The organism is Dactylosporangium sucinum, assembly GCF_014647515.1.
GTDB classification, from domain to species: domain Bacteria; phylum Actinomycetota; class Actinomycetes; order Mycobacteriales; family Micromonosporaceae; genus Dactylosporangium; species Dactylosporangium sucinum.
The window spans coordinates 1-16,699 of the sequence record NZ_BMPI01000017.1 but is presented as its reverse complement, the minus strand read 5'-3'; the positions used below and the strand labels follow the sequence as shown (position 1 = coordinate 16,699).

14 protein-coding genes and 1 pseudogene are annotated in these 16,699 nt (G+C 71.4%); 9 read left to right on the top strand and 6 right to left on the bottom strand.

The features are described from left to right. Window positions 1–47: 47 nt before the first annotated feature. Complete coding sequence (locus IEZ31_RS18935) at window positions 48–1,739, bottom strand: M16 family metallopeptidase (RefSeq protein ID WP_229835465.1); 1,692 nt, start codon at window positions 1,737–1,739, stop codon at window positions 48–50. Further along, complete coding sequence (locus tag IEZ31_RS18930; protein WP_190251223.1) at window positions 1,736–2,659, bottom strand: hypothetical protein; 924 nt, start codon at window positions 2,657–2,659, stop codon at window positions 1,736–1,738. The genes IEZ31_RS18935 and IEZ31_RS18930 overlap by 4 nt, the downstream gene beginning before the upstream one ends. A 157-nt stretch (window positions 2,660–2,816) precedes the next feature. Between IEZ31_RS18930 and IEZ31_RS18925 the strand changes: the two genes are divergently transcribed. Next, window positions 2,817–5,243 (top strand): Tex family protein, encoded by a 2,427-nt coding sequence (locus IEZ31_RS18925; protein WP_229835463.1) that lies wholly within the window; start codon window positions 2,817–2,819, stop codon window positions 5,241–5,243. Here IEZ31_RS18925 and IEZ31_RS18920 read toward each other — a convergent pair. Further along, window positions 5,227–5,811, bottom strand: coding sequence for a class I SAM-dependent methyltransferase (locus IEZ31_RS18920; protein WP_190251221.1), 585 nt, complete (start codon window positions 5,809–5,811; stop codon window positions 5,227–5,229). The two genes, IEZ31_RS18925 and IEZ31_RS18920, sit on opposite strands and share 17 nt — an antisense overlap. A 24-nt stretch (window positions 5,812–5,835) precedes the next feature. Between IEZ31_RS18920 and IEZ31_RS18915 the strand changes: the two genes are divergently transcribed. Together IEZ31_RS18915 and IEZ31_RS18910 are read left to right on the top strand one after the other, a co-directional pair. Then, entirely contained in the window at window positions 5,836–6,798 is a 963-nt protein-coding gene (locus IEZ31_RS18915; protein ID WP_190251220.1) for a zinc-binding alcohol dehydrogenase family protein, read from the top strand. Window positions 6,799–6,857: 59 nt separating this feature from the next. Continuing rightward, window positions 6,858–7,727, top strand: a complete 870-nt coding sequence (locus tag IEZ31_RS18910) for a DUF2207 family protein (protein ID WP_190251219.1) — start codon at window positions 6,858–6,860, stop codon at window positions 7,725–7,727. Here the strand turns inward: IEZ31_RS18910 and rho are convergent. Further along, window positions 7,718–8,905: pseudogene (gene rho / locus IEZ31_RS18905) on the bottom strand (transcription termination factor Rho); the annotation flags it as partial. The gene IEZ31_RS18910 and the pseudogene rho overlap by 10 nt on opposite strands. A 374-nt stretch (window positions 8,906–9,279) precedes the next feature. On the opposite strand from rho, the gene IEZ31_RS18900 reads away from it, so the two are divergent. From IEZ31_RS18900 to IEZ31_RS18885, 4 genes are all read left to right on the top strand, one after another. Continuing rightward, the gene (locus tag IEZ31_RS18900; protein ID WP_190251217.1) at window positions 9,280–9,543 is read left to right on the top strand and encodes a hypothetical protein; all 264 of its coding nucleotides are present in this window, start codon (window positions 9,280–9,282) and stop codon (window positions 9,541–9,543) included. 43 nt (window positions 9,544–9,586) lie between these two features. After that, window positions 9,587–9,955, top strand: coding sequence for an ATP-binding protein (locus IEZ31_RS18895; protein ID WP_268241674.1), 369 nt, complete (start codon window positions 9,587–9,589; stop codon window positions 9,953–9,955). After that, a complete protein-coding gene (locus IEZ31_RS18890) occupies window positions 9,952–10,284 on the top strand; it encodes an STAS domain-containing protein (protein WP_190251215.1) in 333 nt (110 codons plus the stop codon). The genes IEZ31_RS18895 and IEZ31_RS18890 overlap by 4 nt, the downstream gene beginning before the upstream one ends. Window positions 10,285–10,348: 64 nt before the next feature. Continuing rightward, window positions 10,349–10,627, top strand: coding sequence for a hypothetical protein (locus IEZ31_RS18885; RefSeq protein WP_190251214.1), 279 nt, complete (start codon window positions 10,349–10,351; stop codon window positions 10,625–10,627). Between the two features lie 248 nt (window positions 10,628–10,875). Here IEZ31_RS18885 and IEZ31_RS18880 read toward each other — a convergent pair whose 3' ends face one another. Next, window positions 10,876–11,079, bottom strand: coding sequence for a cold-shock protein (locus IEZ31_RS18880; RefSeq protein ID WP_190251213.1), 204 nt, complete (start codon window positions 11,077–11,079; stop codon window positions 10,876–10,878). 522 nt (window positions 11,080–11,601) lie between these two features. Here IEZ31_RS18880 and IEZ31_RS18875 point away from each other — a divergent pair. Continuing rightward, entirely contained in the window at window positions 11,602–12,450 is an 849-nt protein-coding gene (locus IEZ31_RS18875) for an RNA polymerase sigma factor SigF (protein WP_308429408.1), read from the top strand. Window positions 12,451–13,265: 815 nt separating this feature from the next. On the opposite strand, the gene IEZ31_RS18870 is transcribed toward IEZ31_RS18875, so the two are convergent. Beyond that, entirely contained in the window at window positions 13,266–14,435 is a 1,170-nt protein-coding gene (locus IEZ31_RS18870) for an LCP family protein (RefSeq protein ID WP_190251212.1), read from the bottom strand. Window positions 14,436–14,603: 168 nt separating this feature from the next. On the opposite strand from IEZ31_RS18870, the gene IEZ31_RS18865 reads away from it, so the two are divergent. Continuing rightward, complete coding sequence (locus IEZ31_RS18865) at window positions 14,604–16,589, top strand: hypothetical protein (protein WP_190251211.1); 1,986 nt, start codon at window positions 14,604–14,606, stop codon at window positions 16,587–16,589. The last annotated feature ends 110 nt before the right edge of the window (window positions 16,590–16,699 follow it).

Here is a 16,699-nt window from a genome sequence, read left to right as displayed (position 1 = left end):
TATTCAGGAGACGCGGACACGCAGGGTCAATAACAGGTTCCGGAAAACTACTTTTGGCGACGGCCCCGCAACAGCGAGACGCCGAAGAGGCCCAGCCCGATCGCCGCGGCGAAGCACACCGCGATGAGGATGCCCGAGCCGGCGTCGAACGGGACGTCGAGCTCGGGGTCGCTGTTGTCGGCGACCACCCAGGTCCAGCTGCCGCCGCAGCACAGCGCGATGGTGGCCGCGACCAGCGCGAGGATGCCGCCGACGAGCCGGCCGGTGCCCGGCGGCTGCCGGTCGCCCGCCGCCCGCTTGGCGTCCGGCTGCTGCGGCTTCGGGATGCTCGCCGGGTCGCGGGCGGGCTGCCAGACGGTGACCTCGGCGACGGCCGCGTCGATCCGCCGCAGGGCTTCCGGCGGTACCGGATGAACCGTGGGCTCGATGCGGATCGTGATGCCGTCGTGGCCGATCAGCTGGCGGCCGCCGTCCGGGAACGCGACGGCGATCGCGCACTCCTTGAACAGCACCGTCGCCGCGCCGTCGCCGAACTTGGCGCTGACGCCCTCCGCGCTGACGATCAGGTTGCCGAACCGCTCGCCGGTGACCGCCGTCGGCGACGAGGTCGGCGCCGCCGTGTAGCCGGCCCAGTCCGCGCCGTGGCCGTCGGGCACCTGCAGCAGGCCGCTGCCGTGCACCTCCAGGAACGCGGCGTGCACGTCGGCGGCGGTCACCGCGTGCAGCTCGGCCCGCAGCTCCTCGACGCCCAGCAGCGGCTGGCCGGTGAGCAGGTTGATCGCCCGGCCCGGCAGCATGCCGACCTCGACGGCCGGGTCGGCGAACGAGTCCTCGGCCTTGGCCCGGACGGCGTCGACGTCGGCCTGGTCGATCCGGCCGACCTTGAGCTTGGCCAGCACGTCGACGAACCCGCCGAGCACGGCGTCGGCCTTGCCGGGCACCACGTCGGCGAAGGCCGTCACGACCGCGAAGCCGTCGCCGCGCGGGTCGTAGGAGGCGCTGGCGGTGTACGAGTTGCCGTCCTCCTGGCGCAGGCCGCGGAAGAGCTCGCGCTCCAGGACGCCGGCCAGGACGCTGCCCGTGACGCTGCGGCGCATGACGCCGTCGAAGACGACCGTGCCCTCGTCACCCTGGAAGTACGCCGGCGTGACCGGCAGCGCCGAGGACGGAGCCGGCACCGGGCGGCGCACGCCGTCGCGCAGCGGCAGGCGCAGGCCCTCGGGGATGCGGTCGCCGGCGATCCACAGCACGGCGTTCTGCCGCGTGAACCAGGTCTCCGCCCATTGCCGCACGTCGTCGCCGGTGATCCGGGGCAGGCCCATCTCGCGGTACGTGAGCAGGCCGTAGTCGCGGGAGCCGTAGCGCCACAGGGGCAGCGCCTCGTTGACCCCGCCGCTGCGGCCGGCCGCCTCGGCGCGCAGGATCGAGCGCTCCGCCTCCAGGCGGTCGATCGGCGGGTCGAGCAGCGCCGCGCAGACGCCGCCGAGGAAGGCGACGATGTCGTCCTCGCCGCCCTGCAGCGTGAAGGTGGTGGCGATCGGGCCGGTGGAGCCGTTGTAGTGGTAGTCGGTGAGGCCGCGGCCGTGCAGGGCGAGGTGCTCCAGCAGGTGGGTGATGCCGCGGTACGGCAGGGTCTCGTCGACCTGGCCGACGCGGAACGTCAGGCCGGCGATCATCGGTCCGTTGTACGGGGCGAGCAGCGCCGGGACGCCGTCGACCTCCTGCTGCCGCATGCTCATGCCTTCAACGCCCTCGATCGCAGTGCCGAGAAGACGATCTTCTCGTCGCCGAAGTAGCCCCAGAAGAAGCCGCCGCCGTGGTTGCCGATGAACTCGAAGTGCGGCCGGGCCGCGGCGAGGTCGCCCATCTTGGCGTAGAGCAGGGCGAAGTTGTTGTGGGCGGTGATCGCCCGGTAGCCGCTGGCGCGGAAGTCCGGGTGGCCGACCGAGCGGGCCCGCGCCTCGTCGATCTCCGTCCGCACCTCGGGACGGCGCAGATAGGCGACCGTGTTGGCCTCGTTCTGCCAGTCCATGCCGATCTCGAGGTGCGCCTCGAGCAGGCTGATCGGCGCGAGCGAGCCCCCGGGGGCGCCCCGCAGGCACTCCAACGCGAACGCGTGCAGCTTCTCGTCCGTGCCGCCCCACTTCTGGCAGAACTGCTGCACGACCTGGGCCTGGCCGATGTAGAGGTGCGGCACGTGCCGGCTGAGCCGGTCGTAGCGGCGCCGGACCTCCGCTTGGCCGAGCTGCAGGCCGCGGTTGATCTTCAGTCGCTGGACCCACGCCGAGGAGTTGCCGGGCTCCAGTGCGGTGACGTCGATCAGGATCCGCTCGGCCCGGCGCAGGTGGTCGTGGAAGCCGGCGAACTGCTCGGCGCTGACCCGGTTGGCCCGGGCGCCGCTGCGGATGTCCCAGCCCACGCTGATCAGCCGGGCGGCGTGGAGCACCTGGGCCAGCGTGCCGGGCTCACGCTGGGCGGCGGCCTGCAGGAACGCGTCGCTGCCGGGGACGTCCGCGACCAGCCGTACGGCGTACTCATGATCGTCCGGATCGGTCACGCCGGCGAAGAATGCCGCCACGGCCGGCCAGTCGCTCCGCCGCACCGCGGCGACCAGTTGCCGCAGCTCCGGGAAGGGCGCCGCGGGGTCGAAGTCGATCACGACGCGAGAGCATAGGTGAATTCGGCTCGGATCGGTGTCCCGCTTGCTGTCACTCTCAGGCGCCCGTCCCATACAGTCGCCGCGCTCAGTCACGCGGCGAAGTTTTGGCATGTGGCTGGTGAGGCACAGCGCGGCTGGTGGGGCAGAATGCAGGATCGTGACGACCTCCATTCATCAGCGCATCGCGGAAGAGCTCGGCGTCAGGGAGCGGCAGGTGACGGCCGCGGTCGAGCTGCTCGATGGCGGGGCGACCGTGCCGTTCATCGCGCGGTACCGCAAAGAGGCGACCGAGATGCTCGACGACGCCCAGCTCCGCACGCTGGAGGAGCGGCTGCGCTACCTGCGCGAGATGGAGGAGCGGCGGGCCGCGATCCTCGAGTCGATCCGCAGCCAGGGCAAGCTCGACGAGGCGCTCGAGGCGCAGATCATGGCGGCCGACTCGAAGGCCCGCCTGGAGGACATCTACCTGCCGTACAAGCCGAAGCGGCGGACCAAGGCGATGATCGCCCGCGAGGCCGGCCTGGAGCCGCTCGCCGACGGGCTGCTCGCCGACCCGAGCGTCGACCCGCAGGCCGCCGCCGCGGTCTTCGTCGACCCGGAGAAGGGCGTCAACGACGCCGCCGCCGCGCTCGACGGCGCGCGGGCGATCCTGGTCGAGCGGATGTCGGAGGACGCCGACCTGATCGGCGAGCTGCGCGAGAGGATGTGGGCGCAGGGCCGGCTGGTCTCGCGGGTCCGCGCCGGCAAGGAGAGCGACGGCGCCAAGTTCGCCGACTACTTCGACTTCAGCGAGCCGTACACCAAGCTGCCCTCCCACCGCATCCTCGCCATGTTCCGCGGCGAGAAGGAGGAGATGCTCGACCTCGTCATGGAGCCGCTGGCCTCCGACGACGACGTCTCGCTGTACGAGCCGGCGATCGCGTCCCGGTTCGGCATCCGCGACGAGGGCCGGCCGGCCGACAAGTGGCTCAACGACACCGTCCGCTGGGCCTGGCGCACGCGCGTCCTCGTCCACCTCGGCATCGACCTGCGGATGCGGCTGTGGCAGGCGGCCGAGGAGGAGGCCGTCCGGGTCTTCGCGGCCAACCTGCGCGACCTGCTGCTGGCCGCGCCGGCCGGCACCCGCGCCACGATGGGGCTCGACCCGGGCTTCCGCACGGGCGTCAAGGTCGCCGTCGTCGACGCCACCGGCAAGGTGGTCGACACCCACACGATCTACCCGCACGTGCCGCAGAACCGCTGGAAGGAGTCGGTCGCGGTCCTGGCCGCGCTGTGCCAGAAGCACGACGTCGAGCTGATCGCGATCGGCAACGGCACCGCCTCCCGCGAGACCGACAAGCTCGCCGCCGACCTGGTCAAGGAGTTCCCGCAGCTCAAGGTGACCAAGGTGATGGTGTCGGAGGCCGGCGCGTCGGTGTACTCCGCCTCCGCCTTCGCCTCACAGGAGCTGCCCGGCCTCGACGTCTCGCTGCGCGGCGCGGTGTCGATCGCCCGGCGCCTGCAGGACCCGCTGGCCGAGCTGGTGAAGATCGACCCGAAGTCGATCGGCGTCGGGCAGTATCAGCACGATCTCTCGGAGACGAAGCTGAGCCGCTCGCTCGACGCGGTGGTCGAGGACTGCGTCAACGGCGTCGGCGTCGACGTGAACACCGCCTCGGCGCCGCTGCTGACCCGCGTGTCGGGCATCGGCGGCAGCCTGGCCGACGCGATCGTGGCCCACCGTGACGCCAACGGCCCGTTCCGCAACCGCAGCGCGCTCAAGAGCGTGGCCCGCCTCGGCCCGAAGGCCTTCGAGCAGTGCGCGGGCTTCCTGCGCATCCCCGACGGCGACGACCCGCTCGACGCGTCCTCGGTGCACCCGGAGTCGTACCCGGTGGTCCGCCGCATCCTGGCCACGACCGAGGGCGACGTGAAGTCCCTGATCGGCAACTCCCGGGTGCTGTCGAAGGTCAAGCCGGCCGACTTCGTCGACGACCAGTTCGGCCTGCCGACCGTCACCGACATCCTCAAGGAGCTGGAGAAGCCGGGCCGCGACCCGCGCCCGGCGTTCCGCACGGCCGAGTTCGCCGACGGCGTCGAGACCCTCGCCGACCTGAAGCCGGGCATGCTGCTGGAGGGCGTGGTCACCAACGTGGCGGCGTTCGGCGCGTTCGTCGACATCGGCGTCCACCAGGACGGCCTGGTGCACGTGTCGGCGCTGTCCCGCACGTTCGTGAAGGACCCGCGCGAGGTGGTGAAGCCGGGCGACATCGTGCGGGTGAAGGTGCTCGACGTCGACATCCCGCGCAAGCGCATCTCGCTGACCCTGCGCCTGGAGGACGAGGCCACGCAGCAGCGCGACCCGTCGGCCCCGCGCGGCGAACGCGGGGGCCAGCGCGGGGGCGGCGCCCAGGGCGGCGGCGGCCAGCGTGGCCAGGGTGGCCAGGGTGGCGGCGGCCGGGGCGGCCAGGGTGGTCAGCGCGGCCAGTCGCGCGACGGTCGTGGCGGCAGCCGGGACTCGTTCCAGGGCGGCGGCGCCCTCGCCGACGCCCTGCGCCGGGCCGGCCTCGACAAGGGCCTGGACGCCCTCAACAAGAAGAAGTAGCCCGCAGGCGCCAGACCGTCGTCCGCATCCGGCCCGTGGACTCCAGGGCCGGGCGGACGGGGACGTCGTAGGTGGCGAGCGGCTCGAAGAGCCGTTCGGGGAGGTAGCCGCGGCCGGGATCGCCGACGAGGACGGTTCCGGTCGCGGAGCGCAGCACCGGCAGTACACCTGCCACCACCGTCGGGCTGTAGAACACGTCCCCCGCCAGCAGGACGTCCGCGGGCACGACCGCCGGCGCGGTGGCGATCGGGACGCCGTTGAGCGCCGCGTTGCGCACGGCGGCCGCGAGCGCGGCCGGGTCGCTGTCCACGGCCGTCGCCGCCGCGGCGCCCGCCTTGGCCGCCGCGATCGCCACCAGGCCGGAGCCGGCGCCCAGGTCGACCACCGTCCGCCCGGCGACGAGCTCCGGGCGGTCGAGCACGAACCGGGCCAGCGCGATCCCGCCCGGCCAGGCGAAGGACCAGAACGGCGGCGGGGTGTCGCTGCGGTAGCCGCCGGTCGCGTCGAACAGCCCGACGTCCTCGTGGGCGAGGTCCAGCGTCACCTCGGGAAGGAGCGGGACGGCCACGGCCCCGACGGTACCTTCGGAACCATGCGAGCGGTGGCATACCGGAAGGCCGGGGATCCGGCGGTACTGCAGGATCTCGAGCTGCCGGACCCGGTTCCCGGCCCGCGCGACCTGCTGGTGCGGGTCGAGGCGGTCTCGGTGAACCCGGTCGACGTGAAGGTGCGCGCGAGCAGCGAGCCGGGCCGCGAGCCGAAGGTCCTCGGCTACGACGCGGCCGGGACCGTGGCCGCGGTCGGCGCCGAGGTCAGCCTGTTCCGGGTGGGTGACGAGGTGTACTACGCCGGCTCGATCGACCGGCCCGGCACCAACTCGCGGCTGCACCTGGTCGACGAGCGCATCGCCGGGCACAAGCCGCGCTCGCTGACGTTCGCCGAGGCGTCCTCCCTGCCGCTGACCACAATCACGGCGTGGGAGTCGCTGTTCGACCGCTTCCGGCTGGGCCCGGAGAGCACCGGCACGCTGCTGGTGCTCGGCGCCGCCGGCGGGGTCGGCTCGATGGTCGTCCAGCTCGCCCGGGCGCTGACCCGGCTGACCGTGGTCGGGACGGCGTCGCGGCCCGAGTCGCGCGAGTGGGCGCTCGGGCTCGGCGCGCACGACGTCGTCGACCACGCCCACCTCCCCGAAGGGGTGGACTTCGTCTTCTCGCCGCACACCGCCGGGCAGATCGAGACGTTCGCCCGGATCCTCCGGCCGGGCGGCGAGATCACCGCGATCGACGAGCCGCCGGGGCTCGACCTGCTCCCGCTGAAGGAGAAAAGCATCACCTTCCACTGGGAGCTCATGTTCACCCGGCCGCTGTTCGAGACGCCGGACATGGGCGTGCAGCACGAGCTGCTCGACCGGGTCGCCGGGCTGGTCGACGCGGGGACCGTCCGGCCCACGATGACCCGGCAGGTGGGCCCGATCTCCGCGGTACGCCTGCGTGAGGCCCACCAGCTCGTGGAGGAGGGCCACATGACGGGCAAGGTGGTGGTCGCCGGATGGTGACGCCGGGCCAGTAGGGTGGTTGCCGAACTTTCCAACCGCCCCGCTGGAAGGGACCGTCCGTGTTGCTGGACTACAGCGCGCTGATCGCGCTGGCCATCTGGATCGCCTTCGCGGCGGTCGGCCTCTGGCGGTCCCGCGCCCGGCTGCCGGAGGCGGGGCCCGCCCGGACCGACCCGCCGGGCGACGAGCCGCCGGCCGTGGTCAGCCTCATGATCAACCGCTGGCGGGCCGACGAGGACGCGATCGACGCCACCCTGCTCGACCTGGCCGCGCGCGGCTTCCTCGAGCTGCGCCAGCCGGGTGACGACCCGGACGAGACGACAGTGCGGCTGCGCAAGGGCGACGGCCGCAGCCTCACGCCCTACGAGCAGCAGATCCTCGATCGCGTCCACCACCTGTCGGTCAACGGCGAGACCTCGCTGCGCAGCCTGGCGTTCGGCAGCTGGTCGGAGGCTCGGCGCTGGCGCGGCGCGTTCTACCGGGCGGTCGTCGAGGAGGCGCGCAACCGCGGTTTGTCCCGCCGCCGGCTCTCCCGGAAGACCACCCAGGCGCTCCTGCTGGGCGCGGTCGGCCCGGTCCTGCTGACCTGGTTCAGCTGGTGGTGGGTGGCCCGGGACCTCGGCGCCAACCTGGCCGACCAGCTCACCGGCGCGACCATCGCCACGATCGGCCTGAGCATCGCGCTGTACCTCGTGGTCGACTTCGGCTGGAGCGACCAGAACACGCCGGAGGGGCAGCTGGCCGCCGCCGAGTGGCTCGCCTACCGGGCGCACCTCGAGGCGGTCGACGGCGTGGCCGACCTGGCCCCGGCGGACATCGCCTCATGGGGCCGGGACATGGCGTTCGCCTCGGCGCTGGGGGTGCTGTCGACGGACGAGGCGCTCGTCCGCCTCACCCCGCAGGCCCGCCTCCGGGGCCGTCAGGCCTGACCGCGGAGCAGCAGGGTCAGGAACTCCGCGTTCGACTGCGTCCGCACGAGGCGGTCGAGCAGCTGCTCGGTCGACGCCTGCCCGTTGAGGGCCTTCCGCAGCCGCTGCACGGCGAGCAGCTCGTCCGGGTGGAGGATGACGTCGTCGCGCCGGGTGCTGGAGCCGTCGACGTCGATCGCCGGGAAGACGCGCTTGTCGGCGAGCTTCCGGTCGAGCTTGAGCTCCGCGTTGCCGGTGCCCTTGAACTCCTCGAAGATCACCGTGTCACCGGCCGAGCCGGTCTCCACCAGCGCGGAGGCGATGATCGTCAGCGAGCCGCCGTTCTCGATGTTGCGGGCCGCGCCCAGCAGGCGCTTCGGCGGGTAGAGCGCGTTGGCGTCGATGCCACCGGTCAGGATGCGGCCGGAGGCGGGCGCCGCGTTGTTGTAGGCCCGGCCGAGCCGGGTGATGGAGTCGAGCAGCAGGACCACGTCGTGCCCCAGCTCGACGAGGCGCTTGGCGCGCTCGATGGCGAGCTCCGCCACGCCGGTGTGCTCGTTGGCCGGCCGGTCGAAGGTCGAGGCGATGACCTCACCCTGCACCGACCGCTGCATCTCGGTGACCTCCTCGGGCCGCTCGTCGACGAGCAGGACCATGAGGTGACACTCGGGGTTGTTGGTGGCGATGGCGTTGGCGATCGCCTGGAGCACCATCGTCTTGCCCGCCTTGGGCGGCGAGACGATGAGCGCGCGCTGACCCTTGCCGATCGGCATGACCAGGTCGATGAGGCGGGTGGTCAGCTGCCGCGGGCCGGTCTCCAGCCGCAGGCGCTCCTGCGGGAACAGCGCGGTGAGCTTGCTGAACTCGGGCCGGTTGCGGGCCCACTCCGGGTCGGTGCCGTGGACGGTGTCGAGCCGGGTGAGGGTCGAGCCGTTGGCGCTGCCGGTGATGGCGTCGCCGTGCCGCAGGCCGTACTTGCGGACCATGGCCGCCGGGATGGCGACGTCCTCGGGGCTGGGCAGGTAGCTCTCGACGCGGAGGATCATCTTGTCGCGGTGGACGTCGACGATGCCGGCGACGTCGCGGGCCTCGGACGAGCTCGGCGGCTGCGGCTGGTTGGCCGGGCGGCTGTGGTCGCGGTTGCGCGAGCGCGTGCGACGGGTCTTGTTCTGTGCGCTTTGTTTGGGGGTGGTGCGATCCAACACTTCGGTTGGGGCCATGGGCGTCCTCCTAAGGGACTCGCGGCCGGTGTTCGGTGGTGCCTGGTTGGGTTCGCGTGACCGGCTGTGCGCGATGGGCGCTGCGTGTGCGGTGGCCGCTGACTTGGCTGGCTTCCTGCGAGAGCGTGACACGCGGTGGCGAAGGTCGTCCCCGGGCGGCCAGATTGCCGACATCCGCGGGACTGGCTCGACGGTAACGCGTGCCGGTGCCCTGAGCAAGCCCTGGCGCTCCAGCGTGCGGTGCGTGTCGCGGCCCGGCGCGCTACCGTCCGGCACCCGAAAGGGTGCCTGACCGGCACCGGGGCGCCGGTTCTCTGGATGGTGTCATGGAGCACAGCAACCGGGGGGTTGACATGAACACGACGTTCGACACGGTCCGGGCCGAGGCCCTCTTCGCCTCCGTTCTGCAGGCCTCACAGCAGCCGACGCCGCTCCAGATCCGCACCGCGGTCACCCAGACCCTGCGCCGGCTCGGCGTCAACGGCTGCACCGCCCGTGTCGCCGGCGAGTTCGGCGAGCACCCGGAGACCGCCGCCGCCCGCATGTCGTGGGCGCTGGAGATGATCCGGTCGGCCTACGAGGACCTCGCCTCCCAAGAGTTCGCGTACGCGGGCTGACGCCTGACGTTTCCGGCGGCGCCCCAGCGGTAACAGTGAAGATGTGGACCTTCGCCTGACCGTCGACCTGCCACGGGACCTCGACCGGATGAACACGCTCCGGCACGTGCTGGACGGTGCCCTGGACGGCCTCGGCGTCGCCGCGCAGGCACGCGAGGACGTCGGCCTGATCATCAGCGAGACCTGGGCGAACGTGATCGCCCACGTCAGGGTCGGGGCCGCCTTTCAGGTGCGGGCGACCGTCGACGAGGACCAGTGTGTGATTGAAGTCACGCATCCCGGGGACCAGGCTTCTGAGGTCATCAACGCGCTGACCACCTCCGGGCATTCCCTCCGGATCGTCGCCGCCCTCGCCGACGCCGTCGACGTGGACAGCGACGGCCTGCTCGTGAAAGTCACGAAGAAGCTATGACCGCCTTCGCCGCCTTGGCCACCCCCGCCGCGGACGGCACGGTGACCGTGACCGCCACCGGAGACCTGGACATGACCAGCGCCCCCGAGCTGATCACGGTCCTCCGCGACGCCATCCGGCGATACCGGCCGGAACGGGTCGATCTCGACCTGTCCGGCGTGCCGTTCCTGGACTCGACGGGTATCCAGGTGCTCGTCGCCGCGAAAGCAGACGTCAAGGGAGGGGTACGCATCACCGGTACCAGCCCGGCCGTGCACCGGCTGCTCCGGATGACGGGCCTGCTCGGTGAGTTCGGTGTCGCGGACAACCAGTTGGCAACCGAACAATGATCACCCCGGCACCCGGATCGGAGTTAGCTGGACCACAGCAGGGATTGTCAGCAGGAGGTGCACGATGGAGTCCACGTTCGAAGCGGTACGCGCCGAAGCGCTCTTCGCCTCCACGTTGCAGATGTCCCAGTCCCCGGCCGACGCGGACGTGCGCGCGGCGGTGACCATGACCCTGCGCGGGATTGGCGTGCAGGGCTGTGTGGCGCGCGTCGCGACCGAGTTCGGCGACCACCCCGAGACGGCCAGCCCGCGGATGCACTGGGCGCTGCGCATGATCCATCACGCCTACGCCGAGTCCTGCACGCCGGAGGTCTTCAACGCACCCCGGGCGGCGCTGGCCTGAAACTTGCACGGTTGGTGGCGGTTGGTGGCTGGCGGTTGGTGGCCGACGGTTGGCGATTGGTCGGGTGTCGCGTCGGGGAATCGCTCCGGGAACCGCTCGTGGGAACTGCCCGGGCGGCTGCCCGGGGGGGGTCCCCGGGGCTGCCCGGGAGAACCGTTCGTGGGAACTGCGAAGCCCCCGCCCGGTCGGGCGGGGGCTTGCGAATCCTTCGGCCGTGAAGCGGGTCTCGGCCTACGACTTGGGGTGTGTCAGACCGCGCGGATGTTGTCGGCCTGCGGCCCCTTCTGGCCCTGCGTGATCTCGAACTCGACCTTCTGACCCTCGGTCAGCTCGCGGTAGCCGGTGGCCTGGATCGCCGAGTAGTGCGCGAACACGTCGGGGCCGCCGTTGTCCTGCGAGATGAAGCCGTAGCCCTTCTCCGAGTTGAACCACTTCACCGTGCCTGATGCCACGTGTAACTCCTTAGCGACGGCGCCCCGACCCGCACCTCACGAGTCAATGTTGAAACAGGCGCACGCCACGGTGAGACGGTAGCTTGCGCGCTGCCAAAACGCAGCCCCGGTATCGGGATACGGACCTGATCGACTACAAACTGAAATGCACCACCAATAGTTGTGAACACTCAGCGTATTGAACTACTGAACGGTCAGTGATATAGCGACCTGCTTCAACCTCATGGGAGCGCTCATCTCGCGTTCGTCGGCGGGATCTAGTACAGTCGGCTCCGTTCACATCGTCCGAACGGTCAAATCAACCGGCCACGGGCTGTGGGACCCCGTCCAGCAGCGGCGGATCGTCCCCGGTGAACCTCGCAGGTCTTGCACCGGCGCTCAAGAAACGGGCGCCGAGAGCGACTCCGACCGGCGCCAGCGCTCCCTCGCTGGCCGGTGACGTCACCCAACCCCTTCGCGCGGGCGTTCGCCCTGCGTGCCCGTCACCGTCGCCCGGTCACCCGCACCAGAAGGGTCTGACCAGTGACCATCTCCGTCGACCACGCCATCGACCGCGCACTCGCCGCCGCCGGACCGGCCGGCCAGCAGGAGCACTCCGGCAACACCCGCGCGACCGACGCACAGGCCAAGGCGCTGCTGTCCTTGATGGCCGACCTCCCCGCCGGCCCCGACCGCGACCGCGTCCGGGCCCGGTTCATCGAGCTCTACATCCCGCTCGCCGAGTACCTCGCCCGCCGCTTCCGCAACCGCGGCGAGCACTTCGACGACCTGGTCCAGGTCGCGAACCTGGGCCTCATCAAGTCCGTCGACGGCTACGACCCCGCGCGGGGCGCCGCCTTCACCAGCTACGCGATCCCGATGATCGTGGGCGAGCTCAAGCGCCACTTCCGCGACAAGGGCTGGGACGTCCGCGTCCCGCGGCGGCTGCAGGAGCTGCGCCTGGAGATCAGCAAGGTCTCCGGCGACCTGGCCCAGGACCTGGGCCGCTCACCGACGGTCGCCGACCTGGCCGCGCGCCTGAACGTCTCCGAGGAGGAGATCATCGAGGGCCTGGACTGCGGCCAGGCGTACCGCGCACTGTCACTGGACGCCCCCGCGGGCGACAACGCCGACTCGTCCGCCGCCGGCCTCGGCGACCTGCTGGGCGGCGAGGACCCCGACATGCAGAACGTCGAGAACCGCGAGGCCCTGCGGCCGCTGCTGGCCAAGCTGCCGGAGCGCGAGCAGAAGATCATCGCGATGCGCTTCCACGGCAACCTGACCCAGTCGCAGATCGCGGCCGAGCTGGGCATCTCGCAGATGCACGTGTCGCGCCTGCTGGCGGGCGCGCTGCGCACCCTGCGCACGGAACTGTCCGCCATCACGGACTGACGCGCGGCCTCCCCGGTCGCGGACCCATCCGCTCCCCGACTGCCGCAGTCGACGACAGCGCACCGGCTCGCGCACCCTTCCGCGAGCCGGTGCGCTGTCCATTTCCCACCCGCTGCCTCCCTGCCGGAATGCGTCGCAAATCACAATTCCGACTTGTGCGAAATGGCGCACTACGACCAACGCCTTCGCGGCCCTGCGGCGTCCATGACGCTTCTGTAGAGGTGGCGATCGAGCCCGGGGTTTCGTGATCGATGGAGAGTTCTGGTCGTCCGGGCAGCCAGAAGTCTCCATCGATCATGGGGCCGGTCGACTCGGTTGCGCCGCGAGAGGCTGGGGCGGCGCCACACCTGGGACGCCGGACGCCCGGATCGGACATTTCGGAACCGGACTGGCGAGGGGCGGCTACCTGCCGGGCACCGGTCGACCCGGCTGCCGCCTGGCGAGCCCGACCCCACGTCGACGCGCGCCCGGCCCCCCACCCACAGACGTTGGTCGATCTACCCTCGATCCGGAAGATCAAGACGAGGGTAGATCGACCAACGTCTGTGAAACAGCGGACCGCCGGCGCCCCGGGTGAAGTGCCCGCGGGCGCCGCCGACGCGCCGACGCCCAGCGCTCACTGCGGCTGCCAGCCCGCCGGTGCCCAGCCCACAGCACGGCGACCAGCCATCAGTGCACAACATCCGCTGCGGCGCGGCCGGCGCGGCGGCGACCCCAGCCCGCCGGCGCCCAGCTCACAGCACGGCGGCCAGCCCGTCGGTACACAGCCCCGCTGCGGCACGGCCGGCGCGGCGGCGACCCCGGCCCGGGGTGGGTCAGCTGGAGCTGACGATGCTTGGGTTGGCCGTCACGAACGCCGGGACGTTCTTGTCGCGCACCGCCGCCAGCAGGTCCAGCGTCGTCTGGTCCAGGGCCTCGGCGCCCGGGTGCTCCGTCGAGGCGTGGAAGCCGCCGTTGTTCGTCTTCAGGGTCAGCAGGCGGTCGCCGTCGATGCCGCGCATCGCGAAGATCCAGTCGTCCAGGCCGATCGGGCCCGTGTCGATGGTCATGGCGCTGCCGACCACGCTCAGGACGCTGTTGAGCTTGCTCGGGTTGCCCAGGACCTCTTTGCTGGCGATCTTCTTCAGCAGCGCCTTGATGAACTGCTGCTGGTGCCGCTGGCGGTCGTAGTCCGAGTTTGGCAGCGTCTCGCGCTGGCGGACGAAGTCCAGCGCCTCCCAGGCGGCCAGGTGCTGGTAGCCGACCTCGTAGACCTTCGGGGTCACGCCCTTGATCGCGATGAGGTCCGTGCCGCCGCGGCCGTTGTCGCGCTGCTCGAACGGGACCTTGTGGTTCCCCTGCGCGTCCGTGCCGTTGTGCACCGAGACCGTGCGCTGGTCGACGTACATGTCCACGCCGCCCAGCACCTTCACGACCTCCTGGAAGCCCACGAAGTCGATGATCGCGGCCGCGTCGAAGGTGACGCCCCAGTTCTGCTTGATCGTCGAGGCGAGCAGCGTCGTGCCGTGCTTGCGCTGGTCCTTGCCGGTCAGGCCGTTGCCGCCGGCGGCGAAGGCACCGTTGATCTTGTCCTTGCCGCCGTTGAAGGCCTGCTTCCCGTTGTTGTACTTCGGGATCGACACCCAGGTGTCACGCGGGATGGAGATGAGGAACGCCATGTCGTGACTGGCCGGGATGTGCAGGATGAGAATCGAGTCCGAGCGGATCGAGTCGGTGGGGTTCTGGTTCGGGCGGGGGTCGATGCCGATCAGCAGGAGGTTCTTGGCGCCGCTGACCGAGGCGCGCTTGCCGTCCTCGACGGGGAGCAGATCTTCCTTGTGGACGCTCCGGGTGGCATACCCGAACACGACGTCCTTCAGGACGAACGTGGTGCCCGCGCTGATCATCAACAGCGAGCCGACCACGACGAGAATGCGAGCCCACAACGGGTCCCGCCGGCCACGGCCCGTGCGCCGCGCCACGCCGCCCTTCGCCAACGCCTCCACTCCCCGATAGTCCCCGACAGTCCCCGAAGTCCCACGGGGGCCATCTCCGAACAGTTGATTACGGTGAGTCAGCATTGCCGACCCCCGGAAGCCAAATGCACCGTACCCGGACAACGCGATATCGTCACGTCCCGGCGGAGCGGTGCCCTGACCGATACGGAGCGTGCTGTGGTGACGGTGATCCCGAAGGGGACCAGCGAGATCCCGGCGGCGACCGGGCAGCGAGGCATGTGGATCGCCGGCGGGATTGCCCTGGCCTGGCTGCTGCCGCTCGCCACGCACGCCGTCCACCTCGACGTGCTCCTGCCGTTCGTGGTGCTGGCCGGGACGATGGCCGTGCAGCGCGGCTGCGTGGGCCTGTTCGACCGGTTCGTCGTTTCTTGCGCCCAGCTCTTCGGCGCCGCGTGCCTGTTCGGGCTGGCGATCACGTACTGGCCGGGGCACCTGCACCCGACGCTCGTCGCCGGCGTCGCGCTGACCGTCCTGGTGCTCGTCGCGGCGGCCACGAAGCGGCTGACCAAGCCGCCGAAGCCGCGCGTCGAGCGGCTGCTCGCCCTCGCGGCCGCCGGCGTCTCGGCCGTCACGCTCGTCCCGTACGTCGCCCGCGACCTCGGCGGCCGGCTCGGCCTGCCGCTCGCCGGGGAGGACATCACCCGCCACTTCCTGCTGTACGACGTGATCGGCCGCATCGGCGGATATCCCTTCCTCCGGCCGGAGGCGCTGCGGCCCTTCGTGCCCGACGAGGAGTGGCAGGGCATCGCGAACTACCCGCAGGGCCTGCACTTCGCGTACGCGGTGCTCGACCGGTTCGTGCGCTCGTCCGGGCACAACGGCGCGCCGGCGACCTCCGTGGACGTGCTGGTGTGGCTGCTCGTCGGGACGTTCCTGCTGCTGGCGCTCGCGGTGCTGTGGGCCGCGCGGCGCATCGCCGGGCCCGGCGCGAGCCCCGCCCGCCTGCTGCCGGTGCTGTTCGTCATCGCCGCCTGGCTCGTGCTCGGCGACCCGGTCACCGTGCTGTCCCGTGGCTACCCGAACGAGATGGCCGGGCTCGCCTGCGCCGTGGTGCTCACCGGGCTGGTCGCCCGCCCGCTCACGCGCGGCGGCGAGCAGCTCGTGACGGTGGCGTTGCTGCTGGTGGGGGTGTCGTTCAGCTATCCGCTCTTCCTGCCGTACGCCGGGATCGTGGCCGCCTGGTGGGCGTGGCGCGCGCGGCTGTGGCGGCACTGGTGGGCCTGGCTAGTGGCGATCGTCACACTCGCCGTCGCCGCGATCGGGCCGCTGACCGCCGCCGCGGCGTCGACCGGCGAGCAGCTGCTGCTGAACGGGACCGCGCGGGTCGTGGACCGGCCGGCGACGCTGGCACTGGCGGTACTGGCGACGCTCGGGCTGCTCGCGAACCGGCGGGCGCCGAGCCAGCGGGCCGCGCTGTTCGCCGTGGGCGTCGCGCTCGCGATGGCGGCCGGGCTGGGCCTGTATCAGATCGCCACCATCGGTCGGCCGGTCTACTACTTCGACAAGCTGCTCCACCTGCTCATCGTGGTCGGCCTGGCCGGGCTGGGCGGCCTGGCGCGGGTGCTGCCCCGGCGAGGCCTGCCGCTGCGGGCGGCGGTGGCTTTCCCGGTGGTACTGGCAATGGCCGTCGCCGGCGGCAAATGGCACGCGACGCCGGTCGCACCGGGCGTCAAACTCGCCCTCGGGAAGGATCGTGGCTCTCCGGAGGCGGCCCGCGACGCCCTGCTGATGGCGCGGATGTACCCCGACGGCGGAAACGCGATCAACGTCGACCTCATGGGGAACCCGTGGCGTAACTGGTCGGCGACGCTCGGTGCATCGACACTGCAGCGGCAGTACCGGCACGTCCCCGGCTGGTCACGGCTGCTGTACCCCGGCGGCAAGGGCGGCACGTACGCCGACCTGGAGCGCCTGGTCGTGGACAGCCCCGTGACCGTGCGGTTCTTCGTCCACGACCCCGAGGCGAGCATGCTCGTTGTCGATGTGGAGCATCCGAACCGACCCGCCGTGCGGGCCGGACAGCCGTTGCCGGTAGCGTTCGGTGACCCGCTCGCACCGTCGAATATCGAGGCCGCACGGCTGCTAGCTGCGAAATATCCGACGAAAGTGCAGGTCGTGTACGCTACGCCAGCAAACCCGTAAGTACTCGGTGTCATGGCACCGGCTCCAAGCACTGAAACAGCTCTTGTGCGGCGCGAAGCGACGCATGGGGGGTGTGGGGTGGGAACCCCCCACAAAACCGCGGCCGTCAG

Excerpts from the sequence above, each read along its gene's own strand:
- IEZ31_RS18915 (WP_190251220.1), top strand. The coding sequence starts at position 5,836 with ATGCGAGCGGTGGCATACCGGAAGGCCGGGGATCCGGCGGTACTGCAG.
- IEZ31_RS18885 (WP_190251214.1), top strand. The coding sequence starts at position 10,349 with ATGGAGTCCACGTTCGAAGCGGTACGCGCCGAAGCGCTCTTCGCCTCC.
- IEZ31_RS18890 (WP_190251215.1), top strand. The coding sequence starts at position 9,952 with ATGACCGCCTTCGCCGCCTTGGCCACCCCCGCCGCGGACGGCACGGTG.
- IEZ31_RS18935 (WP_229835465.1), bottom strand. The coding sequence starts at position 1,739 with ATGAGCATGCGGCAGCAGGAGGTCGACGGCGTCCCGGCGCTGCTCGCC.
- IEZ31_RS18900 (WP_190251217.1), top strand. The coding sequence starts at position 9,280 with ATGAACACGACGTTCGACACGGTCCGGGCCGAGGCCCTCTTCGCCTCC.